The sequence below is a fragment of the Paracoccus sp. J56 genome (assembly GCF_019633685.1).
In the GTDB taxonomy this organism is placed as follows: domain Bacteria; phylum Pseudomonadota; class Alphaproteobacteria; order Rhodobacterales; family Rhodobacteraceae; genus Paracoccus; species Paracoccus kondratievae.
Genome location: NZ_JAFL01000026.1, coordinates 22,639 through 46,252, shown reverse-complemented (window position 1 = coordinate 46,252; position 23,614 = coordinate 22,639). Strand labels below are relative to the sequence as shown.

The window sequence follows — 23,614 nt, the reverse complement described above, 5'->3', positions numbered from 1 at the left end:
CAGGCTCAGCGATCGAAGGCTTTGGCCAAAAAATCGCGCTCGACGACGAGCTGGCCGATCTTGGCGTGCAGCTTCGTGACCTCGGCCTCCCGGCCGACCTGTGCGTCGGAAGCCTTGTCGTCGAACGCCTTGGCCAGGTTCTCGATGGCCTGCCGCTTCCACTGCGTGATCTGGTTGGGATGAAGCTGGTGTTTCGTGGCTAACTCCGAAATCGTCCGCTCGCCGCGGATCGCCTCAAGCGCGACCTTGGCCTTGAACTCGGCCGTAAACCGTCTGCGTGTCTTCATGCTGGATCGTCCTTTTCATCGGTCGATCCACCTTATGCCCCTGTCTCAGAAACCGGCACCACCTCAAAGCGTCGTACCGGGATGCGCTGCCTCAAAGGCGGCCTTGAACGGGTCGGTCAGGTCACGCGGAAACGAGGTCACTACTGTCACCGTATCGGCAAAGGCGGCAGCCGAAGTCATCATCAGCGCAAAGACGCTGAATGCAGATATCCTGTTCATGGTTCTCCTCCCACAGGCATCAGGCAGGCCGGACTGGGCGGTCCTGCAATGGCACACCAACTGTGCATTGCAGGAATTAACCTTGCAAGTATTTGTTTTTATTAATTATTTTGTGTCAGTTTTGACACGCCCCATGGGTCAATTCTGACCCATCCCACAGGACTTACAGCATGTCATGGTGACGCAGCCGCAGATAAAGTCTTTTGCGCGGAATACCAAGCAGGGCCGCTGCCTCGGTCTTGCGCCCACCGGTCTGGATCAGGGCGAATCGCAACAAGCGGGCCTCGAACCCCTCCATGGCTGCGTCATAGCTCATTCCTGCCAGCTGATCCGTGGCGCCGGGTGCCGATCCGGGCTGAGGAAAGCTGGTGTCCAGCCCGATCACCAGACGTTCGGCCAGGTTGCGGGCCTCCCGAACGTTACCGGGCCAATCGTGATAAGCGATGCGGCGGCGCAAACTGCTGTCGATATGAGGTTTAGGCAGATTGTGCCGGGCGGCCGCCTCGGCTGCAAAATGGGTAACCAGCATGGCCGCATCCTCTTCGCGTTCGCGCAAGGGAGGCAAAGGCAATGTTGCGTGGAAACGGTGAAACAGGTCCGCCCGCAACCGGGATTCAGCTGTCAGGCTCTCGGGCGGGCGCTTGACGCTGCCAAGGATGCGTATGTCAACCGGACGAGGTCCGGCGCCCAAGGGGGTGATCTCGCGTGCCTCAACGACCCGCAACAGTCGCACCTGCAGCCCGTCGGGCATGGATTCAAGCTCATCCAGATACAGCGTCCCACCCGCAGCCCGTGCGATCAGACCGGGCGAGTCACTGGTGCCAAAAAGCTCTCGGTCCACGTCGGTCTCAGCCAGCGCGCCGCAATTAACGGCGACAAAAGGTCCGTCGCAGCGCGGGGAAAGATCGTGCAGGATACGCGCGACAAGCTCTTTGCCGGTCCCGGTCTCGCCCGAGATCAGCAAATCAAGCTGCAGCCTCGCCAGCGCCCGCAGTTTGTCACGCAAATCGCGCATAGCGGCAGATCGTCCAATCAGCCGGTCCTCGATACGTATCTGGCGCAGGCGGGTATTTTCCAGATGCAGGTCGCGCATTGCCTGCGCCCGCTTTAACACATCCAGCATCAACTCGGGCGCGCAGGGTTTTTCCAGAAAGTCATGAGCGCCGCCACGCATGGCGCGGATGGCGGCCGGCACATCGCCATGGGCGGTGATCAGGATGAAAGGCACGTCAGGCGCGATTTCCCGCGCACGGTCCAGAAAATCCAGCCCCGAGAGTCCCGGCATCCGCAGATCAGAAAGGATCACACCGGGGAAATCTGCCACCAGCACATCCAGTGCTGGCGCTGCCGCATCAAAGGCATGCACACGGAAACCGGCCAGCTCCAGCGTTTCGGCAGCAGCCAGCCTCAGGTCGGCATCATCCTCGACCAGCATCACCTCGGGCACGCCATCCCCCCCCCTCACTCCAGCGGTTCAGGCGCAACCGGACCTCGGCTCCGCCTTCGGTATGCTGTTCGATTTCCAGATGCCCACCCATGTCCTGCATGACGTTGAACGCTATCGAAAGGCCAAGGCCCAGCCCCTTGCCCGGCTCTTTGGTGGTCACAAAGGGATCTGTCAGGGACTGACCACTCTGACCCCCAAGCCCGATGCCGTTGTCGCGCACAATCAGCCAGACTGGATCGTCGCCGTGCAATTCGATGCGGATCAGGCCCGGTTGTGCAGCGTCTTCGCGCGTATCAATCGCGTCCAGCGCATTGCCAAGGATGTTCAGCAAAACCTGCTCCAACAGGATTTCATCCCCAGCAACCGCAACCCCCTCCAGATCCACGCAATCAACACGAACCCCCTCGGCCCGAAGGCGATGATCCAGCAGCTCAAGCGCGGCCCGCACCGGCTCGGCCAGCATCACCCGCATATTGCGATGGGCCGAGCGGCGGGCGATGCGACGCAGGTGGCCGATGGTTCGGGTGATCCGCTCCAGCAGCGCCTCGATCCGGGCAATCGCGGCATACGCCTCGGGGTAAGCGGCGCGCAGGTTGTGCAGACGATGTCCGACGGCCGCCAGCGGCTGGTTGATCTCATGACTGATCGCTGCAGACATTTGGCCAAGGGCGGCCATCTTACCCGCCTGCACCAGTTCGCGCTGCGTCATCTCAAGCCGTTCCAACGCCCGCTGGCGAGCGTGGACCGAGGCGCGAAAGACCTCAACGGCGCGGGCCATTTCGGCAATCTCATCCTCTTGAGAGACGGCAGGGCGCAAAGGGTCGCCATCCTCGCCCCGCGCGATCCGGGTCAGATCGGCAGAAAGCGCCTCGATCCGCAAAAGAATGCGCTTGTGCACAAAGATCGCCAGAATGACCGCCGTCGCGACCGCGCCCAGCAATGTGACAAGCCCCAGTCCGACCGAACCGCGCAAGATGGCAGTCGCGGCAGCATCAGCACGGCGCTGTGCCCCAATCCGCTCGGTCCGGCCCAGATCGGTTAACGAGGCTTGCATCCGGGCCAGGGCCGCCTGCGCAGTTTGCAACTCAGAGACTGCGGCGTGATGCAGTTCCAACCTCTGCCGCTGCTGCACAAAGATGCTTTCAGCCCCCAAGGCGGACGCTTTCAACCGCTCCAGCGCCTCAAGCAGCAGCCTCACATCGACGCGTTCAGGCAAGTTCAGCTGGGCAAGCGCCAACCGGTCCAGCGTATCGCGGCCAAGGATGCCGACCTGTTCCAGCGCATCCAGGCTATCAGCAGAACGCGCCTGTAACAGCAGCGCCGTCAGCGTCGCAGCCTCAGAGCCGATCTGCTGCACCCGATCACGCAAAAGCCAGTCCCGGGACAGCGCCTGCTCGGCCCCCGCACGCGCGGCAAGGTCAGTGTCCGTCGTCAAGGCCGCGAGCTGCGTGTCCATATTAAAGGACAGATCGCTAAGTATCCCCTGCACCTGATCCTGCACATCGGCATGGATCCAACGCAGGTCGGCCCCGACCCGCGCGTCAAGCTGGGCCCGCCGGGTCAGATCTGTGCTGATCCTGCCAAAACTGATCAGGGAATGACGCAAGGTACGCTCGGCTCTTTCGATCTCTGCACGGGTCCCCGCACGTTCAGGCGCGGCCTGCCACAGCGGCGAGGAAAGAACGCCCTCGACCCCCTGCGAAGCGCCGTCGATAGCGCGCTTCATCCGTTCGGCAGGCATTGCCGGGTCCGCCACCAGTTGCATCGCCAGCGCCGCAAGCTCGCCCGTCGCCTCAGCCAGTTCACCCGCAAGCGCAACAGCGGGGATGCGATCCTGCGCCAACGCACGAAAATCCCGTTCGGCGCGCAGCATCACCACCATGCCGACCGCCAATACCCCAGCCGCGATCAGCACGACCAGCACCAGGGCCGCCATCAACCGCCCCCGGATCGAGCCCCGGCGGATCATGACCGCTCCAACGCGCGGATCAGTGCCTCGGCGTCGCGCAGGATCGTGTATGAGCGTTCGGACCACTCCAGCAGCGTTTCGCGATCAGTCGGGGCCGAACGCGCCTGATGTTCGGTCAGCGGCATCCATGTCAGCAGCCGGCGGATGCGTGCCTTTTCGGCCGCTGGCGCATGGTCGAGCGCACGCAAACGCCGCCACAGATCCCGGCGCAGCAACAGGTCCCGGGCAACGAAGGCCTCAAACAGCTGCTTGACTTGCCAGTAGCGCCCTGCGGCCAGCTCCGGGTCATAGCGGGACCAGCTGAAATTCAGGGCCGCCAGAACCTCAGGGTCAAGCACATCGGGTTGCTCGGCGCGGATCCGGGGATCGACCGGGATACGCCGGATATCGGAGCGCAACAGGATGCGCTGGCCCTCGGGTGACAGGATAAAATTCACGAACGCCCTGGCTGCCTCGGGCTGGACGCCCCCTTGTAATGCGGCAATCCGCGCCGGGATAAGGATAACCGGGCGGCCATAGCGAAAGTTCAGCCCCTCACGCGTCAAAGCCAAAAAGTCGATGGTCAGTCCGATCGAGTAATCGCCATCCTCAACCCCCTCAAGTACGCCGAAACTGCGCGCCGAAATGGTGTTCAGCTGCCCTGCCAGCTCCAGGATCCAGGCCCAGCCCGCCTGCCATCCGCGATCTTGCAAAATCGTCTCTAAAAGAGAATGCATCGTGCCTGATCGCATAGGGTGCGACATGGCGATATCCTGGTTGAACCCAGGTTCAAGAAGGTCATTCCAATCCTGCGGCACAGGTCTGTCATCCGCATTGCGCCAGGTCCATCCGACAGCGGACCACGCAAAATCCGCATATGAACCGTCGCCCAGATCAGCCAGACGCCCGGCCTTGTCCAGCACGACAAAAGCTTCGGGGGCCGAAGCCCAGAACAGATCAAATCCCCGATCATTCCCGGCCAGAACCTCATCGACCGCGGCATGGGTATTCTTGTTCAGCACCCGGATGCGGATATCGGGATGTTCGCGACCAAACGCCTCGACCAACGGGTCAACCACATCCGCCTGATATGAGGTGATGATCCGCAGCTCATCCGCAAAAGCAGGAACGGTAAGCAAGATGACCGCCCATAACATGGCGGCCAGCCTGAATTTTGCGCTTTTGCGATGATCTGGCGCGTACATTTCCCCCTCTGCCGACGGATTGTTGCATTACCAGCCACAGCAAAGCAACCGACCCCGGGGCAGATGCACCCGGCTGCTACAAAACAGCCTATGCGCGGGTTCCTGCCCCCTTATCAGCAAGATCGTTGATCTGTTTTTCAGCTTTCTTAGGCATTGCTGGGGATATCGCGGCCCGGATCCGCACCGACCGGCTTTGCCTTGACCAACTTACAGTTAGCCCGGCGGCGCGTGCGCGACCAAAGCCACGTGCTACTGGGTCGAGTTTATGATCACTTCTTCGCCGAAGTTTCCGTTGCGAGGCTCGGGCTTATAGCTGGAATTCTGGGCCCGCATCACACGAACTGGCCGGATCCCTGCCTCAAGCGCAGCGCGCATGTCGCTGTCAGCATCGCCATAGTATATTTTCAGCTCATGATCCTTTAGAAACTGGACCTTGTTTTCGGACGAAGCGGTGAAAACGACGTCATTCATTTTTCCAAGGCCAAAGGCGCTTTTCAAAGTGGCAGTCAAGGTTTCCCCACCGCTACCTTTCGTGCGTCCGGTGATAAAGTAAATCTCGTCACCGCGCGCTACATGCATATCCAACAGCTCTCGCGCAACTTCCTTCGGCATCGAATACCGGTCGCAATTGTTGGTGTGGATATCGGTCCAGAACTCATCCATCTTAAGGTAATCGTCAGAGCCGGGCGAATATTTGTTCTGACCATAATAAAAGCAGGGGCTGGAAAACAGCACCGTATCATCCACATCAAAGCCAACGGCCATGGGTGGTTGCCCTTCCAGACTGGCCGCAATTTGCGGGACTGAAACCCAGCGCACCGGTGCGGTCGCCAGCAGCTCGGAAGTCGTGACGCCGGGATTAAGATTAGAGATATCATCTGCCAGAGCTGGCCAGGCTGCAAGCACCAACACCATCGAGATCATTCGTTTCGACATATGCGATCTCTGTCCTTTTTTCTGTGAACGGTATTATGCCCATTCCGGTGGTGATATGAACGGTATCCTGGCTCGGGCTGGGTCAGTTCACGATACCGAAGCTTGCCACCAAAGCAAACGCGCTGCCTATCGCCTGACCCGTCACCTTCACCAGACCGCAATCCACGCGGCCGCGCAAGTTGCGAATTGACAGCTCCGCCCTGCCCGCCCAATACCGGCAAAAGGGATACACAAGCGCGCGCAGCTGCCTGCACAACATCTGTTGTTCGCGATCAGTTCAGAAATTCACCCTATCGCCGCCTTTCAGGCCCAGGATTTCGCGCGCCTCCTCGGGGGTGGCGACCTCGCTGCCCAGATCCTCGATGATGCGGCGGATCTTGGCGACCTGCTGGGCATTGGATTCCGCCAGTTTCCCGCGCGAGATCAGCAGCGAATCCTCAAGCCCGACACGGACATTGCCGCCCATCTGGCTGGCCGTGGTGGCAAAGGGCATCTGCGCGCCGCCCGCGCCAAGAACCGACCAGCGGTAATCATCGCCGAACAGCCGGTCGGCGGTGCGCTTCATGAAGATCAGGTTGTCGATATCGGGGCCGATGCCGCCCAGGATGCCGAAGATGAACTGGATGAAGACCGGCGCCTTGAACAGCCCGATATCCATGCAGAAGCGCAGGTTATAAAGATGGCCGACATCGTAGCATTCATGCTCGAACTTGATATCGTGGGGGGCAAGCTGGTTCGCAGCGTTCTCGATATCAGCGAAGGTGTTGCGGAAGATATTGCCGTCGGACTTGGCGACGTAGTCGCGCTCCCAGTCGAATTTCCAGCTGTCATAGCGCTTGGCCAGCGGGTGGAAGCTAAAGTTCATGCTGCCCATGTTCAGCGAACACATCTCGGGCGAGAAGCGCAGCGCGGGCCGGATCCGCTCGTCTACGGTGTTGGTCAGGCTGCCGCCGGTCGAGATGTTGATGACGGCATCGGTGGATTGCTTGATGCGCGGCAGGAAGGCGGCAAAGGCATCGGGGTCGATGGTGACGCCGCCGTCATGGGGACGGCGCGCATGCAAATGCAGGATCGCCGCCCCCGCCTCGGACGCCGCGATGGCCTGCGTGGCGATATCTTCGGACGTATAAGGCAGCGCGTCAGACATTGTCGGCGTATGGATCGCACCAGTAATGGCGCAGGTGATCACAACCGGCTGTTTCTTGCGGGACATGAGGTTCTCCTTGACGGGGGCGCGTCACTGCGCCGGAACGACGGATGCGGATTTCTCAAATCGCGGCAGGCACAGGATCACCACCGATCCCGCGACCAGCAGGCAGATCACCGTCCAGATGGTCGAATTGTAATTGCCCGAGGCGTCATAAAGCCTGCCCGCCAGCGCCGGCCCCGTGGCCGTACCGATCAGGAACATCGAGTAGATAAAGCCATAGACGAAGGCATAGCGGGCCATGCCAAAATATCGCGCGGTCAGATAGGCGATCAGATCAGCCTCGGCCCCAAGCGACAGGCCGATCAGGGCCGCAGCAAGCGGCACCATGCCCGGACCTCCGTAAAGCAGCAAGAGACAGCCCCCGGCGGTCGCGAGAAACAGGGTCGCAGCCACATAAGGAGCGAAAAAGCGGTCGATCAGCCAGCCGGTGAGCAGCCGCCCACCCAGCACGCCAAAGCCAATGACCGAGGCGGTACTGGCCGCGGCAATCGGCGTCATGCCCGCATCCCGCAGCAGCGGCACCATGTGGACGACCAGCGCAGACACCGCCACGGCGACAGCTGCAAATGAGATGCCCACACTCCAGAACAGCCGGCTGCGGAACAGTTCGCCGCGACCCTCGGCAAGGCTGGCTTTTGCGACGCGCGGCATGGGGGCGCTGCGAAACCCCAAAAGGACAAAAGGCCAGGGAACCAGCGCCAGCATGGCCAGGACAAGGTAACCCGTCCGCCAGCTATAACTTTGGTTCAGGCTGGCAAGCAGCAAGGGAAGGGTGATGGCGGCAACGGCAATCCCTGCTTGCGAGATGCCAAGCGCCAACCCACGCACCTTGTCAAAGGCTCCATTCACCGCGCGGGTGTAATTGATCGGGGTCGTCCCTGCCCCGGCCAAAGCGGCCAGTGCGTAAAGCATATGGAATTGACCGATCGAGCCCTCAAAGCGGCTCATTGCGTAAAGTACCCCGGACAAAAGCGGGATCGAAACCAGCGCTACCAGCCGCGTCCCGACACGGTCGATCAGATTGCCCAGAAACGGCGCGATCACCGCAAGAACCAACGTCGTATAAAGGAATGACGAGGTTACTTGCCCCCTGCTCCAGCCGAATTCAGCCTCCAGCGGAGCGACAAAACTGCCAAGGCTGTAGAAGGGCAGAGAGCTAAGCCCCGCCGCACTGCCAAGCGTTGCTGCCAGCAGCAGAACGCCGTTCCGACGAAACTCGCCAGAGCTTTCTTGATTCTGGATCATCGGTTTATCCCTGAAAAGACGTGAGGACATGCCCGCCGCAAGCGCGGAGGCGCAGTTCATTCGTCAAAGATGGCGACGGCGCGGGTCCAGCCGGCAGAGGCCGCGCGGATCTTGACCGGAAAGCACGACACCATGAAACCAAAGGACGGCAGGCCTTCCAGATTGTGCAGCTTTTCAATCTGGCAATAGCCGCGCACCATCCCGGCGCGATGCCCTTCCCAAATGATGGCGGGGTCGCGAGTTTCTTCCCACCGCTTGCGGGTATGGACGAAAGGCGCATCCCAGGACCAGCCGTCGGTCCCGACGACACGGATACCGCGCTGCGTCAGCCACAGCGTCGCCTCGCGCCCCATACCGCAGCCACGGGACACGTAATCCGGCTGACCATAGGCAAGCCCGGCCGAGGTATTGACCAGCACGATATCGCCCGGCATCAGTTCGTGGCCGATACGGGCCAACTCGGCCTCGATTTCGGTAGCCGAGACCAGATGCCCGTCCGGCAGATGGCGAAAATCCAGTTTGACGCCGCGACCATAGAACCAGTCCAGCGGCAATTCATCAATCCTTGCCGCCGGAACACCGCCATCCATGGTGGAATGATAGTGATAAGGCGCATCGACATGGGTGCCGTTATGGGTGGAAAGCCGAACTTTCTCGAGCGCCCAGCCCTCGGACCCCGGCAGTTGCTCTACCGTCATGCCAGGAAAGAAGGCAATGATGTCCGGTCCGGTGGCATCATGGGCAAAATATTCGATGCTGGGCCCCATGCCCGGCGGGTCGGCATAATCCGTATTCTCGATCGGGACCGACAGATCAACGATGCGGCGGCTTGACATGCGCACCTCCTCCCTCAAACGCAGGGCATGACCGACCAACCCCCGCGAATGGATACGCAAGGTGGTGCCGTCAGGACGGCAGACAGATATGCCCACAAACATGGGCCCGGGGGCCCAATTCTCCCTCGACCTGACCTGCCGCGCAATTCGCAGCTTTTGGACCGGGTCCACTGCTGATAGCAAAGAATCAATGACCCGTAAAGAATTTGATTGGTCGTCCGTTCAAATTTGAGATCCGCCGCCATGACCGAGAAACCAACCTCTGACCGCATCCTTGACGCCGCCGAGCGCCTCTTTGCCGAACATGGTGGCGAGGATGGTGTTTCGATGCGCGAACTTGCGGCGGCGGCCGATGTGAAGCTGTCACTGCTGAGCTATCACTTTGGCGGCAAGGCCGGCCTTTATCGCGCAGTCTTTGCTCGCCGGGCCAACCAGCTGGCCGAGGCGCGCAGCGATGCGCTGGCTCAGGCGATCGGGCGCCCCGAATTCGGCATCCGGGATTTGGCCGAAGCCTTTGTGCGCCCTTCGGTCGCGATGCGCTATTCCGGCAATCAGCAGGGGGCAGCTTTCGCATTGCTGACAGCCTTTGAGGCGATCGACCCGCGCGAGGCCAGGCGCGGCATCCTGGCCGAGCATTATGACCCCACCGCGCAGCGCTTTATCGCGGCGCTGTCGCAGCTCTATCCCGGCGCACCGCGTCAAAGCATCGCCGACGCCTATCTGTTCATGGTCGGCGCACTGGTCATGACGCTGGCTTCGGGAAGCCGCTTTGCGCGTCTGGGCGCACATGACAGCAGCAAGCAACCCTCCCCCGATACCGAAAGCCTGACCCTTCATCTGATCGACTTTTGCACGGGGGGTGTTGATCGGGTGCTGTCAGCCCATAAACCGACGGCAGGGTGACGGCAGCCTGTCTGGACGACGCCCTCAACAATGACGACATGCCCATCACAGGCACCAAGACGGCGGGCGCGGGCTTGCTGATACTCCGGCGCATGATAACAGGCATACGCACTGGCAAGGTCAGGAAAGCGGATCACGGCATGACGCTGAAGGGCGGGAAGGGCCTATCGGCGACGCCGATCTTTGCTGTCCTCTGCGCCTGCGGCCACAACACCCGCAAAACCCTTACCCATCTCAGGGCGCTTTTGTCCCTGTTGCTTCAGCGGGTCGCCGCAATCCTTGGACAGGAAAATCCACGCATCAAGGTCAAAATAGCCGCCTGAAAGGTTGTTCAGACCGGACTCTTTACCCCACCGCCTGATCTCGCCTGCATCACAACCATCATCCGCGTTGCCGCCCCCCTATCGCAGGCGACCGATATGGCCTCTGGCGACAGCACTGGACTGTGCAGATCACCGCCTCTTTGGTGAGGCGAGGACAGTGAAAGCACCCTCATCACATCCGTGCAGCAGAGCTCAGGTTAGTTCCCAGTGTTTCCGCACCTGCCTTCACGCAGGCCGCACAGGAAACTGTCCCAGCTTTGCTGGGGTCATGTGATGCGCCCCATCGCGCAGCTCGCAAGAAAGCCGAACAGAACGATGAAGCACTCAGCCCCGCGGCCCTGTTTGGCATCAGGCAAACAATAGGATGACGGGCCAGGCACTGCGATCAACAGGTTACTCATAACCCACAAACCAGCGCAGACATTGTTGACGGAGCCGATAGCACGTCGTCGGCATCATCGGATGCCAGGCGGGCAGCCGCCTGGGCAAGCGGCCGCCTTATCTGTCGCGCGATATGATCAGGGGATAGCAGCGACTGCATCAATCTCGACCCTGACAGCCGGATCATAAAGCGCGGCGACACCGATCAGCGCACTTGCCGGAGGGCGGCTCTGGTCGATGTGGCGATCTCTTACAGAACGGATTGTGCCAAGGTCAGCAGAGGACAGGTCGCGGATATAGATCGTCATTCTGGCGACATTCGAGAAATCCGCATTCGCCGCCTGCAACGTGTCTTTGAGGTTCTGGAACACCTGCTCCAGCTGATCTTCCAGCTCTGGTCCCGCCAGGGTTCCATCCTGGCACAGCGGCACATGGCCCGACAAAAACAGCAGCTTGCCACTTTCGACCAAAATGGCCTGCGAAATATTGGGGATGTTGATGTCAGCGGGATTCACCGCCTGCATTTGTGCCTTGAGGGTCATGTTTTTGAAACTCCGATATCAGTGCGGTCCGTCGGACCGCTGGGAAAGGCGCCGGTCAAAAGTCAGCGCGACAAGGGGAAAGCCAGCCCGCAGAAGGCATGTCTTGTAAGCTGGCAGGCAGGATGGAGCGTGAAAAGGACACGCCTCTTTTCGCCCGTCCAGTGATTATGCGGCCAGTTCCTGGTTGATCCTCAGCCGGGAAGCTCTGTCCATTCTACGCAGCGCGCGCCTATGCAGCATACGGGGGACAGAAAGTTGGGGGCGGCCTCATGCCCCGAACTGTTTGAAGGGTCAGGCTGCGGACTGGCCGCGGCGCACGCCGACAGACAACGCAAGAGTCGCCAGCAACAACAGCGCAGCGGGGCAGAGCCACAGCGGCACAGTGCCGATACGGCCCAGCGTTTGCGCGACCGGGGGCGCGAAACTGGCACCAAGGAACAGCGCAAAGCTGTAGATGGCAAGGGCAAGGCCACGGTTGGTATTGCTTGCCCGGCCCGCGACGGTTGCGATCAGGCCGGGAACGGCAAGAGCAACGCCCGCAGCAAGGGCGGCGGCGGCCGCGCTGATTGCAAGCGACGAACCAGCCGTAGCGATGGCAAGCGCCAGCGCCGCAAGCACCAGGCCCGCCCGCGCAGTCACCGTGGCACCGTATCGACGGGTCAGGGGCGCCGCTGCGAATGCCAGCAGCAACGGCGGCAAACCGATCAGGCGCAGGGTCTGCAGATCAATGCCAAGCTGTGCACCCAGAGCCTGCGCGCCACCGTAGAATGAGACAAACCCGAACAGCACGGTAACCGCAGCAGCCCAGGCCGCAAGGATGACCGGATCGCGCAAAAGCGAACCAAAACGCGACCCGCCCGAGACAGGCGCAGAAGCAAGCGTCGCGCGCCCTGCCGACACCGCAAAAAACAGACCCGCCGCACCAAGCAGATAAAATGGGGCAAGCTGAAGCATCGTCTGGGTCATGCCTCCAGGCGCCCATGCAGCAAAAAGTTGCGCCAGCGGGGCTGCACCAAGAAATGCGAAACTCATCAGCGATACGCCTAGCGGGCGATGCTTTGGCGGCAGTTCCTCAGTCACCAGCGACAGGGCAACAGGAGGAAAGATCGAGGCAGCAAGGCCTTGTACCGCCCGCGCTGCCAAAAGTGCCTGAAAGCTGTCAGCGAGGGCAACAAGGCCAGTCGCGATAGCCGTCGCAATCAGGCCGATCAGGATCATCCGCTTGCGGCCCAGACGGTCCGACATCGGCCCAAACAGCAGAAAACCTGCCGCATATGCCACGCCGAAAGCGGTGCCGGCCAAGGCTGCCTGTGCCGGATCGATGCCAAACCGTGCCGAGATTTCGGCGACCATCGGGATCGTTACATAAAGCTGGCCAACCACCATGAACCCGCAGGCCATAAGCAGCGCGAGCAACGAGATATGGCGCACTGCCAGGGTCTCGGCCTTAAACTGAGACCCGACGTTAAGTGTAGATTTAAGATGCATGTAATCCTGCCCCTGCCCGTCCTATTGCTGCCGCGCCTCTGCGATCAGCTTGTGCATACGGGCAATGCTGGCTTCCAGATCGCGCCGGAACGCGGTCAATTCACTGATCTGGGTATCGGCCTTGGCGATCTGCGTCTGCAGGATCTCCAGCACCTTTTCCTTGCCCTTGATGCCACTTGCATCTTCAAAATACAGGTCGATGACAGCGGCAATTTCGTCCAGACTCAGCCCAAGACGCTTGAGCGCGGCGATCTTTTCCAACCGCTTGAGCGCGGTCTGGTCGTAATAGCGATAACCCGCACCCTCACGCTCGGCAGGTTTCAGCAGGCCCAGACGTTCGTAATAGTGGATCGTGCGATGGCTGACCCCAGCCCGCTCGGACAGTTCTCCGATTTGCATACGAGACGACAATTTCGCACCACATTAACCTGACGTTGGGTGTAGATCTAGGGAGGCAGGGGCAGGTTGTCAACCGCGCCCCCAATTCGTCCCTGCATACGCGGGGATAAGTCCGATTTCTGCCAGCGCCCAAGGCGGGTGGCCGGTTCATCCCCGCGTATGTGGGACCAGACTTGTTGCAAACCTTTGACTATCCTGCATTTCCACCATGTCAATAAAACTACTGATTTTGCTGGCCGAAAACAGCGGCGATCCGGGCCCCAAAAACCGTCACCCTACCCAAGCGCCAGACTTAGCCGCGCCACTCGGTCACAAGCATCTCTCTGAACCGCATGGCCGATGGTGACAGGCGCGCCCCGCGCCGCTCGACCAGCCCGATCGAGCGGGTGACAATCGGATCGACCAGCTTGATCGTCGCGATCAGCGGATGCTCGCGTTGCGGGGTGGCGAGCTTTGGCAGGACCGATATGCCCAGACCCGCCTCGACCAGCCCCAAAGAGGTGGAAAGGTGGTTCACCTCGTAAAACCAGTTCAGCTCAAGCTGCTGATTTGCGGCGGCAAGAGCGTGGTCCAGCACCGCACGGTTGCCCGATTTCTTGGAAACGCCGATCAGCGGATGGCCCTGCAGCGCCTCCCATGGCAGGGTCGAGGTCGCGGCCAGGGGGTGGTCGCGGCGACAAGCCAGAACAAAGGGATCCTCCATCAGCGGGGTAAAGATCAGTTCTTCGCGTGAAGCGCCGATAATGTTGATGCCGAACTCGACCTCGCCATTCGCGACGGCATCCAGCCCCTCGTTCGCCGACAGGTCCATGATGCGAAAGCGGATACCGGGAAAGCGCTGGTTAAACGCTTCGATCACCCGCGGCAGAAAGTAGAAGGCCGCGGTCGGCACCGAAGCCAGCGTCACCTGTGCGCGGTGGCGGCCACGCAGATCGCTGATCGACAGGATCGATTCCTCGAATTCATCGACCAGCCGGCGAACCAGAGGCATCAGCTCGCGTCCTATCTGGGTCGGAGCCACGCGCCTGGTCGTACGCTCGATCAACTGAGCGCCAACCGCCTCCTCAAAGGATTTGATCCGCCGTGACAGCGCGGGAGTGGACATGTTCAGATAACGCGCCGCCTCGCTGAACGAGGAAAATTCCAGCACGGCCAGAAAGGCGCGAAGATCCAGAAACTCGAAATTGTTTTGCATTACGCAATAATAATGAAATTCTTTGCAATTCACAACACAGTCTGATTGTAGCAATTGCTTCTTCGTGAGGTGGACGGTGGCACCTCGGAGGAGAATCAGCGTGGACGATCAGATCCGCATTCCTTGCGTCATGATGCGCGGCGGCACGTCTAAGGGGCCGTTCTTTCTGCGCAGCGACCTGCCCAGCGATCCGCAACAGCGCGATCAGCTGCTGATCGAGATCATGGGCTCGGGCCATCCGTTGCAGATCGACGGGATCGGCGGCGGCAATACCCTTAGCTCCAAAGTCGCGATCATCGGCCCGGCCACGCGCGAAGGGGCGGATGTCGATTACCTGTTTGCACAGGTGAACGTGCTTGAGAGGCTGGTGGACACCGGGCCGAACTGCGGCAACATGCTGTCCGCCGTCGGCGCCTTTGCCATCGAACAGGGCCTTGTTCCGGCCCAGAACGGCGAAACCCGGGTCAAGGTTCACAACGTCAACACCGGCAAGATCATCGAGGCGCGCATCCAGACACCGGGTGGCGAATTGCGTTATCAGGGCGATACCCGGATCGACGGCGTTCCCGGAACAGCCGCACCGGTATATCTGGCATTTCTGGAGGCGATTGGCGCAAAGACCGGCAAGATGCTGCCCTCGGGCACCCCGCATGAGATCATCCACGGCATCCCGGTGTCGCTGATCGACGGCGCGACCCCGGTCGTGATCGCGCGAGCCGAGGCTTTTGGCCTGACCGGTTCGGAAAGCGCGGCGGAACTGGACGGGAATCGCGATTTCATGGCGCGTCTTGAAGAAATCCGGGTCGAGGCCGGCTCCCGGATGGGGCTTGCAGGGGTACGCAACTCGGTCCTGCCAAAGCCAGTGCTGATCGGCGCGCCAAGGAATGGGGGCAGCCTCGCGGTGCGCTATTTCACCCCGCATAGCTGCCACAGCGCGCTTGCGACCACGGGGGCAGTCTCGATTGCGATTGCGGCGACCCTGCCCGACAGCATTGTTGGCGCAGCGCTGTCCGATTTGCGCTATCCGGCTGATCTGACATTTGAACATCCGACCGGTCGCATGAACGTCCGTGTCGAACTGGATGAGGCGGCAGGAGGCAGGCCAGTCGTCTTTGTGACCCGCACCTGCCGCCGCCTTTTCGAGGGTGCCGCGCTCGTGCGCCGCAGGAACTGACAAGCTTGACGGCGTCGAGGAGGCGCTCGCCACCACTCTGAACACAAGGGAGGAATTCAGGATGATGAATTACACACGCCGATTCATGCTGGGCGTTGCCGCAGCGGCCCTGACGCTGACCTCGATGCCCGCGATGGCACAGGACTATCCGTCAAAACCCGTGACGCTGGTCGTCTCTTACGCGGCAGGCGGGGGTACAGATGCCATCGCGCGGATCTTTGCCGCGCGGCTGGAAACCGCGCTTGGGGGCCGGGTGATTGTCGAAAACCGCCCCGGCGCCGCCGCAAACATCGGCACCGATGTCGTCGCCAAGGCCCAGCCCGACGGCTATACGCTGCTGATCGGCAATCAGGGGCCGATGGTCGTGAACCCCCATATCTTCAGGCTGCGCAACGACCCAGCCGAGACGCTGGACCCGATCGCAATGATTGCCGATGCGCAGCTGGTCGTCGTCGCCGGCCCCAGCCTTAAGGTCGACAGCATGCAGGCGCTGCTGGACAAAGCAAGGGAAAGTCAGCTCGTCTATGGCTCGGCCGGCAATGCCTCGGCAAGCCATGTTGCCACCCTTCTTTTGGGCCAGACCGCCGAGGTCAAACTGAAGCACGTCCCCTATAAAGGCGCGGGTCCTGCGATCAACGACCTTCTGGGTGGGCATGTCGATTTCATGGTCACTACGGTCCCCTCGGTCATCGGGCTTATTCAGGACGGCACGCTGAAGGCTTTGGCCGTCACCGGCAAGGATCGTTTCCCCGGCCTGCCCGATGTGCCGACCGTGGCCGAGGCCGCGCTGCCCACCTATAGCGCCACGGCCTGGTACGGGTTGCTGGGACCCAAAGGCCTGCCGCAAGAGGTACGCGACAAGCTTGCGGCGGCCACGCAAGAGGCACTTGCCGATCCCGCCTTTATCGAGAGCCTGAACAAGGATGGCGGCGTGCCCTCTGATCTGGTCGGACAGGATTTCGCCGGTTTCATGGCCGCCGAGCGCGCCCGCTGGGGCGAGGTCGTCAAAGCCGCCGATATCAAGGTGGAATAAGCGATGACCCAAGGCTCAGAAACAATCCAGGTCGATCTGCCGGCGCATGAGCCAGCGCAGCCCCTGCCGCCTCCGTCAAGCCCATGGCTCGGTCGTGAACGGCTTGCCGGGCTTAGCCTGATCGGTCTTGGCCTTTTTGCGCTTTACGCCAGCGCCGATCTGCCCTTTGCAAGCGAAAGCGGCGTGGGGTCGGGACTGTTGCCGCGCGCGCTGGCCTTGATCCTGATCGCGCTGGGGTTCGTGCAGATTGCGGTCACCTGGTCTGACAAGCCTGAATCGACCGGGCGCTGGCCGGTCCGCGACATGCTGCCGGTGCTGATCGGGGTGTTTCTGTTCGCAATCACCATCCGCGGCTACCAGTTCGGCACCTTCGAGATCCCTGCGCTAGGTATGGCGGTGGCAACGCCCTTGGCGACATTTCTGTCCGGTCTTGCCGCAAAGGATATGCGCATCGGCGAGCTTATCGTCTTTAGCGTGATCCTGACCGTCGTTTGCATCGGTCTGTTTCGCTATGCGCTGGGGCTGTCGCTGCCCGTGGCCCCATGGTTGATCGGATACTGACATGATGGCCGTTCTTGAACATCTGGGGCTGGGCCTTGCGGTCGCATTCACCCTGCAAAACATCCTGTTCTGCTTTATCGGCTGCCTTATCGGCACGCTGGTTGGCGTGCTGCCGGGCGTCGGACCGGTGGCGACAATTTCGATCCTGCTGCCGGTCACGCTGTCGCTTGACCCGACCGGGGCGCTGATCATGCTCGCCGGTATCTATTACGGCGCGCAATACGGCGGCTCGACCACCGCAATCCTTGTCAACATCCCCGGAGAGGCCACCGCGGTCGTGACCGCCATCGACGGGCATGAGATGGCGAAAAAGGGCCAGGCCGGGCTGGCGCTGGGACTGGCCGCCATCGGTTCGTTCATCGCGGGCACGGTGGCCACCGTCGTCATCGCTGCGCTTGCAACGCCAATGACGCGGCTGGGCCTGCTGTTCGGGCCGGCCGAGTACTTCTCGCTCATGATCATGGGGCTGGTGCTTGCGGTCGTGCTGGCGCATGGCTCGCTGGTCAAGGCGCTGGCGATGATCGTCGCGGGCGTGCTTTTGTCCTGCGTCGGCGCGGATATGGAAACCGGGCGCGAGCGCATGACCTTTGACATCTACATGCTCAGCGACGGGATCGAGTTCACCGTGCTGGCCATGGGCATTTTCGGCTTTGGCGAGATCTTCAAGAACCTTGCCGATCCCGAAAAGCGGGACGTGATGCGCAACAGGATCGGCCGCCTGTTGCCAACGCTGAGAGAGCTGCGTGAGAATTTTGGCGCGATCCTGCGCGGGACTGGCCTCGGCTCGGTTCTGGGCGTGCTGCCGGGCAATGGTGCGATCCTTGCCCCATTCGCCAGCTATGCTTTGGAAAAACGCCTGTCCGACCGGCCTCAGGATTTCGGCTCGGGCGTGCCGCAGGCTGTCTCGGGTCCTGAATCGGCCAATAACGCGGGGGCGCAGACCTCGTTCATTCCGCTGCTGACGCTGGGCATTCCTCCGAATGCTGTCATGGCGCTGATGGTCGGGGCGATGATGATCCAGGGCATCGTGCCGGGACCGCAGGTGATCCAGAACAGCCCCGATCTGTTCTGGGGACTGGTCGCCTCGATGTGGATTGGCAACCTGATGCTTGTTGTGATCAACCTGCCTCTGATCGGGCTGTGGGTAAAACTGCTGAAGGTGCCTTATCGCCTGCTTTTCCCGGCCATTGTCGCCTTTTGCTGCATCGGTTTGTTCTCGATCTCGAACGACGGGGCACAGGTGATCATGGCGGGGATCATGGGCCTGGTCGGCTTTGCCCTTTACAAGCTGCAGTTCGAGCCTGCGCCGCTGGCCCTCGGCTTTGTCCTGGGCCGGTTGCTTGAGGAAAAGCTGCGTCAGGCGCTGATCATCTCGGACGGAGGCATGGGCACTTTCGTCACCTCGCCCCTGTCGGCGGCACTGCTGCTGATCGCACTGGGGGCGCTGGCGGTCGCCGTTCTGCCCTCGATGCGAAAATCGCGCGAAGAGATATTTACCGAAGCTTAAGATGCCAATACGCGGCCCTGGAAGGGCCGCGTATTCTTACCCGCGAATCCATTCTACAAGGCAAGGCGCACGACACTTTCCACGCCGCCCTTGACTTCGCCCTCAGGCGTCTTGACGGTGACATAAAGAACGGCGTTCTGCGCATCCAACGCAAGGCTGTTCGGCGCGCCATGCATCAGAACACGGCCCGCCAGTTCAAACGTGTCACTGTCCAGAATGGCCAACGTCCGGTCGCCGCGATTGGTGACATAAATGCGGCGACGTGCCGGGTCATGCAGGACCGCAATCGGCCCGACGCCAACCGGTGCGTGCCGGATCTCGCGCCCGGTCGCCGCCTCAAGCTCAAACAGGCGATTGCCGCGCCCCTTGCGGCGATAGGTCGGCAGGTGCTCTTGCCAGAGCGTATCGAAATACGCATGGCCCTGATCGGTCGCAAATATCCGCCCGCCCGCGGCATCAAACGCCAGATTAAGCAGCTGGTCCCCCGGCGTCTCGGCCTTTCCGATGATTTTATGCGTCGCGCGGTCCAGCGTGATGATCTGGCCCTGCATGTTCGAGATGAATATCCGCCCCTGCCCTTGATCCAGCGCGATCCCCGTCGCGACGAACCCAAGGCCCGGCACCACCCGCTCTACCGCAAGGGAATGCGTATCAATGACATGCAGCGCGCTGTCCGAAAATGAGACACCCGGCGCGTAAAGCCGGCGTTGCTGTGGATCGGCAATAAGTTCGCGGAAATGATAACCGTCCCCGAACGCGGTCAGAGGGATGATCGCAGTGACGGCACCGGCGGCAATATCAATCACCGTGATTTCTGGTTCGGTGCCGCCGCTTGCATAAAGGCGACCCGCCGCATCATCCAGCGCAAGGCCAAAGCCCTTGCCCGGCAAAGGAATCTCAGCCTCGACCGCAAGCGTGTCGGGGTCAAGGCGCAGGATGCGTGACGACCCCGGGGCCCCTGCAGAGGCGACAAAAACCGCGCCCTGACGCCGAGAGTGGACAATTTCGTAAAGACCCGGCGCAACGGCTTTTTGCAACATCCGGTCCTGCCTTTTGCGGTTTTCGGGACCCTCGCCCGGTGCGGATTTAATGCGCATAGGCGCGGCTTACGTCGTCGATCATGATTTCCAGCGGCGTGATGCTGGCTGCGGTCACATACCAGGCCTCGGGATCGACAAGGATCACCCTGCCCTTTTTCCAGGCGTTGGTTTCACGCAACAGCGGATTGCCGATGGTCTCGGGGTCCAGAACGGACCGATGCTCCATCACCGCGGTTCGATCAATCACGAAAATGATGTCAGGGTTGGTGGCCTGAATGAATTCGCTGGTCACGGGTTGACCATGAACCCCGGTCTCTGCCGCGTCATTGGCAGGTCTGACCCCGAAGGTTTCGAATACGAAACCATAGCGTGAATGCGGGCCAAAGGCGCTGAAAGCACCGTTGTTGTGCATGACGATCAGTGCACGCTCAGGACGGTCGCGGGTCAGGTCGCGCAGGGCGATCAGCTTTGCGTCAAGAGAAGCCAGCCTTTCCTGCGCCCGCCCCTCCTTGCCAAAAATCCGGGCGAGCAGCAGGAAGTGATCCCGCACGACCTCGATATGGCCCGCCCCGCTATCGCGGTAATCGACATCGAAATGCAGGACCGGGGCGATGCGGCTCATCTCGCGGTAATGTTCCGCCTGTAGCGAGGTGATAAGGATCAGGTCCGGGCGCAGGGCATGGATCTTTTCAACATTGGGTTTGACGATAAAGCCCAGATCCGCAACCGCCGGATCTTCCCGGTACTTCGAAAGGAAATGCGGCACATAATCCTTGGCCGTGCCCGCAACCGGCACGCCAAGCTGGTCCAGGAAATCAAGCTCATTCATGTCAAGTGCCGCGACCTTTTCGGGCCGATGCTCGATGCTTGTCGTTCCCAATGCATGTTCGACCTGAATCGGGGCAAAGGGCACAGCCTCGGCGCTGGCAGGACCGGGCAGCAGGATCGCCAGCGCAAGCGCCAGCAAAAGGGGGGCGCCGCAGCGCAGTCGGGGGGATCGGCTCATCCCGCTTCTCCTTTCGGGGTGAAGTAATCGCAAAGCCGGCCATGCGGGCGCGGCAGGATGTGGAAATCAAGGCCATAGAGATCGCGCAGCCCGGCCTCGGTCACCACCTGATCGACCGTGCCCGAGGAATGCAGCCTGCCGTCCTTTAGCGCGATGATCTGGTCAGAATGGTTGGCAGCAAAGTTGATGTCATGGATCACCGCAACGACCGTCCGGCCCAGATCGTCGCAAAGCGAGCGCAGCGCCTGCATGATCCGCAGCGCGTGGCGCATGTCGAGATTGTTCAGCGGCTCATCGAGCAGCAGGCAATCGGTCTGCTGGGCAATCGTCATGGCCAGAAAAGCCATCTGCCGCTGACCTCCGCTAAGCTCATCAAGCCGCGCCTTGCGGATTGTATCGAGCGACAGAAATGCAATGGCCTCATCCGTGGCGCGGCGATCCTCGGCGGTCGGACGGCCACGGTTGTGGGGAAAGCGGCCAAAGGCGACCAGCTCCTCGACCGTCAGGCGTAACTCGATGGCGGGGAACTGGCGCAACGTGGCAACGCGCCGGGCATATTCAGCCCGGGAAATGCGGGCGATATCCGCACCGCCAAGCGTGATCCGGCCTGAACCCGGTTCGGCCAGACGCGCGATCAGCATCAGCAGCGTCGATTTCCCCGCGCCGTTCGGCCCGATAATCGAGGTAAGGCTTTGCCTTGGAAACCGCGCAGTGATCCCCGACAGGACGGCGCGCGTACCGTGGCTTTTGCCGATGTCGGTCAGAAGGATCATATCATGCTCCTTTGGCGCAGCATCAGCGCCAGAAACCAGACGCCACAGGCAAGATTGACCAGAATGCCGACCGTGGTGCGATAATCGAACAGGCGTTCGACCATCAGTTGCGCCAGCAGGAACATACCGACAGCGATAGCGCAGCCCATGGGCAGGGTCAGGCGATGACCTGCGCCCGGCGCCAGTGCATAGGCAAGGTTGGCGACGAAAATCCCCATGAAGGCTGTGGGGCCGATCAGACTGGTCGATACCGCGACCAGCACCGCGATCAGCATAAGCAGCCTGCGCACCGCACGACGATGATCAATGCCCAGCGACATCGCCTGATCCCGGCCAAGCGCCAGCACATCAAGGGCCGGCAGCCCGCGCCAGCCCGCCAGACAGATCACGCAGAACAGGATGGTCGAGACAATCAGGCGCCAGGGCTCAACCCGCTCAAACGAGATCTGCGCGGCGGACTGAAAGATCGCGAACTCTCCGGGGCTGATGCGCAACTGGAGGAATTGCGTGACGGTACCGATCACCATGGTCAGGACCAAACCGACCAGCATCAGCATCCACAGGTCCGCCCGCCCATCGCGAAACAGCCAGCGGTCAAGGGTAAGCGAATAGCCCAGCATAAACAGGATCGAGAGCAGGAAGCCCCCGCTGCCGCCCCAGAGGGTCAGGCCTGAGGCCCCGAGCGTCACGACCAGGACCGATTGCAGCAGCAGATAGACTGCCTCATATCCCATGACCGCCGGGGTCAAGATCCGGTTGCCTGCAACAGTCTGAAAACTGATCGAGGAAAGCGCCACGGCGCAGCCTCCGACGATCATCGCAGCAAGCTTCATCAGTCGCCGGGGGATCAGCCAGACCGGGTCAGCCGCAGCGCCTTGCAGGACAAAGGCCAGCGCCAGCAGGGCAAGACCAAACGCAGTCAGGGCAAAAGTCGCGCGCGCCGTCATCGCCTGCCCCACAGGATCAGAAACAGAAACATCAGCCCGCCGACACCGCCGCCCGTCAGACCGACCGGCACCTCGTAGGGCCAGATGATGAGCCGCCCGAGAAGATCACAGATCAAAAGCAGCATCGCCCCACCTGCCGCAATCATTGGCAGCGTGCGGGTCAGGTCATCCCCACGCCAGAGCGAGACCAGATTGGGCACCACCAGCCCGACAAATGGAATCGCCCCGACCGTGATCACCGTCGCCGCCACCGTGGCCGAGACGAGGACAAGCCCAAGGACCACCATCGCGCGATAGCCAAGGCCAAGGCTTGCCGCGACCTCTGCCCCCATGCCGATCAGGGTAAAGCGGCGGGCAAAGACATAGGTCGCGGCGACCACCGGCAGGACCAGCCAGACGACCTCATAGCTGCCCTGCACGACCTTTGAGAAATCGCCCAGCATCCAGCCCAGCATCCCCTGCAGAAAGTTGCGGGAATAGGCATAGAATTCGGCCAATGCGCCCAGCACACTGCCATACATCAGCCCCGCCACCGGCACGAGTACCGTCGCACGCAGCCTTGCGGTAATCACGGCAAAGATCAGGCTGGCAGCAAGGCAGAACGCCATGGCCAGCGCCATACGGACACCCTGCCCCGCCCCGGGCAACAGGGTCAGGGCGACCAGAATGCCCAGCTTGGCTGCCTCCAGCCCGCCGGTGGTCGCGGGTTCGACAAACCGGTTACGCAGGATCTGTTGCAGAACCGCGCCGCAGACAGCAAGCCCCGCGCCGGTCAACACCACTGCCGCCAGCCTTGGCAGACGGCTGGCGGTCAAAGTCAGCCATGCCTCACCCGAAAACGTGGTCAGCTGCGCCAGTTCCATCCGCCCTGCCCCGACCATCAGCGACGCAAGGCAAAGGGCGGCAAACAACGCCCCCGGCAGGGCCCGGCCCATACCGCGCCGCCGCCAGGGGCGACAATCGTTACCTGCCCCCGGCCCGGCTGCGGGGGCTACAGGCCTGTCCATGG

Annotated in this window: 23 protein-coding genes and 1 pseudogene; 5 read left to right on the top strand and 19 right to left on the bottom strand. The window is 61.5% G+C overall.

Features of this window, described 5'->3' with window-relative positions:
* Positions 1–20: 20 nt before the first annotated feature.
* The 9 genes and pseudogenes from M511_RS15790 to M511_RS15750 all read right to left on the bottom strand — a co-directional run.
* Positions 21–287 (bottom strand): annotated as a pseudogene (locus tag M511_RS15790) (transposase); the annotation flags it as partial.
* Positions 288–350: 63 nt separating this feature from the next.
* Positions 351–506, bottom strand: a complete 156-nt coding sequence (locus tag M511_RS15785; RefSeq protein WP_240547675.1) for a hypothetical protein — start codon at positions 504–506, stop codon at positions 351–353.
* Between the two features lie 163 nt (positions 507–669).
* Positions 670–1,953, bottom strand: coding sequence for a sigma-54-dependent transcriptional regulator (locus M511_RS15780; RefSeq protein WP_085502706.1), 1,284 nt, complete (start codon positions 1,951–1,953; stop codon positions 670–672).
* Complete coding sequence (locus M511_RS15775) at positions 1,925–3,922, bottom strand: ATP-binding protein (protein WP_085502705.1); 1,998 nt, start codon at positions 3,920–3,922, stop codon at positions 1,925–1,927. The genes M511_RS15780 and M511_RS15775 overlap by 29 nt, the downstream gene beginning before the upstream one ends.
* On the bottom strand, positions 3,919–5,040 hold the full coding sequence (locus M511_RS15770; RefSeq protein ID WP_240547674.1) for an ABC transporter substrate-binding protein: 1,122 nt from the start codon (positions 5,038–5,040) through the stop codon (positions 3,919–3,921). The genes M511_RS15775 and M511_RS15770 overlap by 4 nt, the downstream gene beginning before the upstream one ends.
* Before the next feature lie 315 nt (positions 5,041–5,355).
* Positions 5,356–6,042, bottom strand: a complete 687-nt coding sequence (gene aphA / locus M511_RS15765) for an acid phosphatase AphA (protein WP_085502703.1) — start codon at positions 6,040–6,042, stop codon at positions 5,356–5,358.
* A 277-nt stretch (positions 6,043–6,319) separates the two neighbouring features.
* Positions 6,320–7,255 carry a 3,5-dioxohexanoate:acetyl-CoA acetone transferase gene (locus M511_RS15760; RefSeq protein WP_085502702.1) on the bottom strand — a complete coding sequence of 312 codons (936 nt, stop codon included), beginning with the start codon at positions 7,253–7,255 and terminating at the stop codon, positions 6,320–6,322.
* Between the two features lie 24 nt (positions 7,256–7,279).
* Positions 7,280–8,497, bottom strand: a complete 1,218-nt coding sequence (locus tag M511_RS15755) for an MFS transporter (protein WP_085502701.1) — start codon at positions 8,495–8,497, stop codon at positions 7,280–7,282.
* A 56-nt stretch (positions 8,498–8,553) separates the two neighbouring features.
* On the bottom strand, positions 8,554–9,333 hold the full coding sequence (locus M511_RS15750) for a cyclase family protein (RefSeq protein WP_040601774.1): 780 nt from the start codon (positions 9,331–9,333) through the stop codon (positions 8,554–8,556).
* Between the two features lie 243 nt (positions 9,334–9,576).
* On the opposite strand from M511_RS15750, the gene M511_RS15745 reads away from it, so the two are divergent.
* Positions 9,577–10,236: a TetR/AcrR family transcriptional regulator gene (locus tag M511_RS15745; protein ID WP_085502707.1), complete on the top strand. Its 660-nt coding sequence runs from the start codon at positions 9,577–9,579 to the stop codon at positions 10,234–10,236.
* Here the strand turns inward: M511_RS15745 and M511_RS15740 are convergent.
* From M511_RS15740 to M511_RS15715, 5 genes are all read right to left on the bottom strand, one after another.
* Positions 10,167–10,373: a DUF1330 domain-containing protein gene (locus tag M511_RS15740; RefSeq protein ID WP_083825820.1), complete on the bottom strand. Its 207-nt coding sequence runs from the start codon at positions 10,371–10,373 to the stop codon at positions 10,167–10,169. The two genes, M511_RS15745 and M511_RS15740, sit on opposite strands and share 70 nt — an antisense overlap.
* Positions 10,374–11,077: 704 nt before the next feature.
* On the bottom strand, positions 11,078–11,482 hold the full coding sequence (locus tag M511_RS15730) for a RidA family protein (protein ID WP_085502700.1): 405 nt from the start codon (positions 11,480–11,482) through the stop codon (positions 11,078–11,080).
* Positions 11,483–11,773: 291 nt separating this feature from the next.
* Entirely contained in the window at positions 11,774–12,970 is a 1,197-nt protein-coding gene (locus M511_RS15725; RefSeq protein WP_085502699.1) for an MFS transporter, read from the bottom strand.
* Positions 12,971–12,991: 21 nt separating this feature from the next.
* On the bottom strand, positions 12,992–13,369 hold the full coding sequence (locus tag M511_RS15720; protein ID WP_010394344.1) for a MerR family transcriptional regulator: 378 nt from the start codon (positions 13,367–13,369) through the stop codon (positions 12,992–12,994).
* A gap of 292 nt (positions 13,370–13,661) precedes the next feature.
* Positions 13,662–14,564, bottom strand: coding sequence for a LysR family transcriptional regulator (locus M511_RS15715; protein WP_010394341.1), 903 nt, complete (start codon positions 14,562–14,564; stop codon positions 13,662–13,664).
* 100 nt (positions 14,565–14,664) lie between these two features.
* On the opposite strand from M511_RS15715, the gene M511_RS15710 reads away from it, so the two are divergent.
* From M511_RS15710 to M511_RS15695, 4 genes are all read left to right on the top strand, one after another.
* Positions 14,665–15,738, top strand: coding sequence for a 4-oxalomesaconate tautomerase (locus M511_RS15710; RefSeq protein WP_010394339.1), 1,074 nt, complete (start codon positions 14,665–14,667; stop codon positions 15,736–15,738).
* Positions 15,739–15,799: 61 nt separating this feature from the next.
* A complete protein-coding gene (locus M511_RS15705; RefSeq protein WP_050804171.1) occupies positions 15,800–16,771 on the top strand; it encodes a Bug family tripartite tricarboxylate transporter substrate binding protein in 972 nt (323 codons plus the stop codon).
* Positions 16,772–16,774: 3 nt separating this feature from the next.
* Positions 16,775–17,332, top strand: coding sequence for a tripartite tricarboxylate transporter TctB family protein (locus M511_RS15700; RefSeq protein ID WP_085502698.1), 558 nt, complete (start codon positions 16,775–16,777; stop codon positions 17,330–17,332).
* A 1-nt stretch (position 17,333) separates the two neighbouring features.
* On the top strand, positions 17,334–18,839 hold the full coding sequence (locus M511_RS15695; protein ID WP_085502697.1) for a tripartite tricarboxylate transporter permease: 1,506 nt from the start codon (positions 17,334–17,336) through the stop codon (positions 18,837–18,839).
* A 53-nt stretch (positions 18,840–18,892) separates the two neighbouring features.
* Here the strand turns inward: M511_RS15695 and M511_RS15690 are convergent, their stop codons facing one another.
* The 5 genes from M511_RS15690 to M511_RS15670 are packed head-to-tail and all read right to left on the bottom strand — an operon-like array spanning position 18,893 to position 23,612.
* Positions 18,893–19,879, bottom strand: a complete 987-nt coding sequence (locus M511_RS15690) for a YncE family protein (RefSeq protein ID WP_139824610.1) — start codon at positions 19,877–19,879, stop codon at positions 18,893–18,895.
* Between the two features lie 46 nt (positions 19,880–19,925).
* Positions 19,926–20,885 (bottom strand): siderophore ABC transporter substrate-binding protein, encoded by a 960-nt coding sequence (locus M511_RS15685; protein ID WP_010394328.1) that lies wholly within the window; start codon positions 20,883–20,885, stop codon positions 19,926–19,928.
* Positions 20,882–21,658 (bottom strand): iron ABC transporter ATP-binding protein, encoded by a 777-nt coding sequence (locus M511_RS15680; RefSeq protein ID WP_010394326.1) that lies wholly within the window; start codon positions 21,656–21,658, stop codon positions 20,882–20,884. The genes M511_RS15685 and M511_RS15680 overlap by 4 nt, the downstream gene beginning before the upstream one ends.
* On the bottom strand, positions 21,655–22,605 hold the full coding sequence (locus M511_RS15675; protein WP_085502695.1) for an iron chelate uptake ABC transporter family permease subunit: 951 nt from the start codon (positions 22,603–22,605) through the stop codon (positions 21,655–21,657). Before M511_RS15675 ends, M511_RS15680 begins: the two co-directional genes overlap by 4 nt.
* Positions 22,602–23,612, bottom strand: coding sequence for an ABC transporter permease (locus M511_RS15670; protein WP_269468785.1), 1,011 nt, complete (start codon positions 23,610–23,612; stop codon positions 22,602–22,604). The genes M511_RS15675 and M511_RS15670 overlap by 4 nt, the downstream gene beginning before the upstream one ends.
* Positions 23,613–23,614: the final 2 nt, after the last annotated feature.

Excerpts from the sequence above, each read along its gene's own strand:
- M511_RS15785 (WP_240547675.1), bottom strand. The coding sequence starts at position 506 with ATGAACAGGATATCTGCATTCAGCGTCTTTGCGCTGATGATGACTTCG.
- M511_RS15775 (WP_085502705.1), bottom strand. The coding sequence starts at position 3,922 with ATGATCCGCCGGGGCTCGATCCGGGGGCGGTTGATGGCGGCCCTGGTG.
- aphA (WP_085502703.1), bottom strand. The coding sequence starts at position 6,042 with ATGTCGAAACGAATGATCTCGATGGTGTTGGTGCTTGCAGCCTGGCCA.
- M511_RS15760 (WP_085502702.1), bottom strand. The coding sequence starts at position 7,255 with ATGTCCCGCAAGAAACAGCCGGTTGTGATCACCTGCGCCATTACTGGT.
- M511_RS15755 (WP_085502701.1), bottom strand. The coding sequence starts at position 8,497 with ATGATCCAGAATCAAGAAAGCTCTGGCGAGTTTCGTCGGAACGGCGTT.
- M511_RS15750 (WP_040601774.1), bottom strand. The coding sequence starts at position 9,333 with ATGTCAAGCCGCCGCATCGTTGATCTGTCGGTCCCGATCGAGAATACG.
- M511_RS15745 (WP_085502707.1), top strand. The coding sequence starts at position 9,577 with ATGACCGAGAAACCAACCTCTGACCGCATCCTTGACGCCGCCGAGCGC.
- M511_RS15730 (WP_085502700.1), bottom strand. The coding sequence starts at position 11,482 with ATGACCCTCAAGGCACAAATGCAGGCGGTGAATCCCGCTGACATCAAC.
- M511_RS15725 (WP_085502699.1), bottom strand. The coding sequence starts at position 12,970 with ATGCATCTTAAATCTACACTTAACGTCGGGTCTCAGTTTAAGGCCGAG.
- M511_RS15720 (WP_010394344.1), bottom strand. The coding sequence starts at position 13,369 with ATGCAAATCGGAGAACTGTCCGAGCGGGCTGGGGTCAGCCATCGCACG.
- M511_RS15715 (WP_010394341.1), bottom strand. The coding sequence starts at position 14,564 with ATGCAAAACAATTTCGAGTTTCTGGATCTTCGCGCCTTTCTGGCCGTG.
- M511_RS15705 (WP_050804171.1), top strand. The coding sequence starts at position 15,800 with ATGATGAATTACACACGCCGATTCATGCTGGGCGTTGCCGCAGCGGCC.
- M511_RS15700 (WP_085502698.1), top strand. The coding sequence starts at position 16,775 with ATGACCCAAGGCTCAGAAACAATCCAGGTCGATCTGCCGGCGCATGAG.
- M511_RS15695 (WP_085502697.1), top strand. The coding sequence starts at position 17,334 with ATGATGGCCGTTCTTGAACATCTGGGGCTGGGCCTTGCGGTCGCATTC.
- M511_RS15690 (WP_139824610.1), bottom strand. The coding sequence starts at position 19,879 with ATGTTGCAAAAAGCCGTTGCGCCGGGTCTTTACGAAATTGTCCACTCT.
- M511_RS15685 (WP_010394328.1), bottom strand. The coding sequence starts at position 20,885 with ATGAGCCGATCCCCCCGACTGCGCTGCGGCGCCCCCCTTTTGCTGGCG.
- M511_RS15680 (WP_010394326.1), bottom strand. The coding sequence starts at position 21,658 with ATGATCCTTCTGACCGACATCGGCAAAAGCCACGGTACGCGCGCCGTC.
- M511_RS15675 (WP_085502695.1), bottom strand. The coding sequence starts at position 22,605 with ATGACGGCGCGCGCGACTTTTGCCCTGACTGCGTTTGGTCTTGCCCTG.
- M511_RS15670 (WP_269468785.1), bottom strand. The coding sequence starts at position 23,612 with ATGGACAGGCCTGTAGCCCCCGCAGCCGGGCCGGGGGCAGGTAACGAT.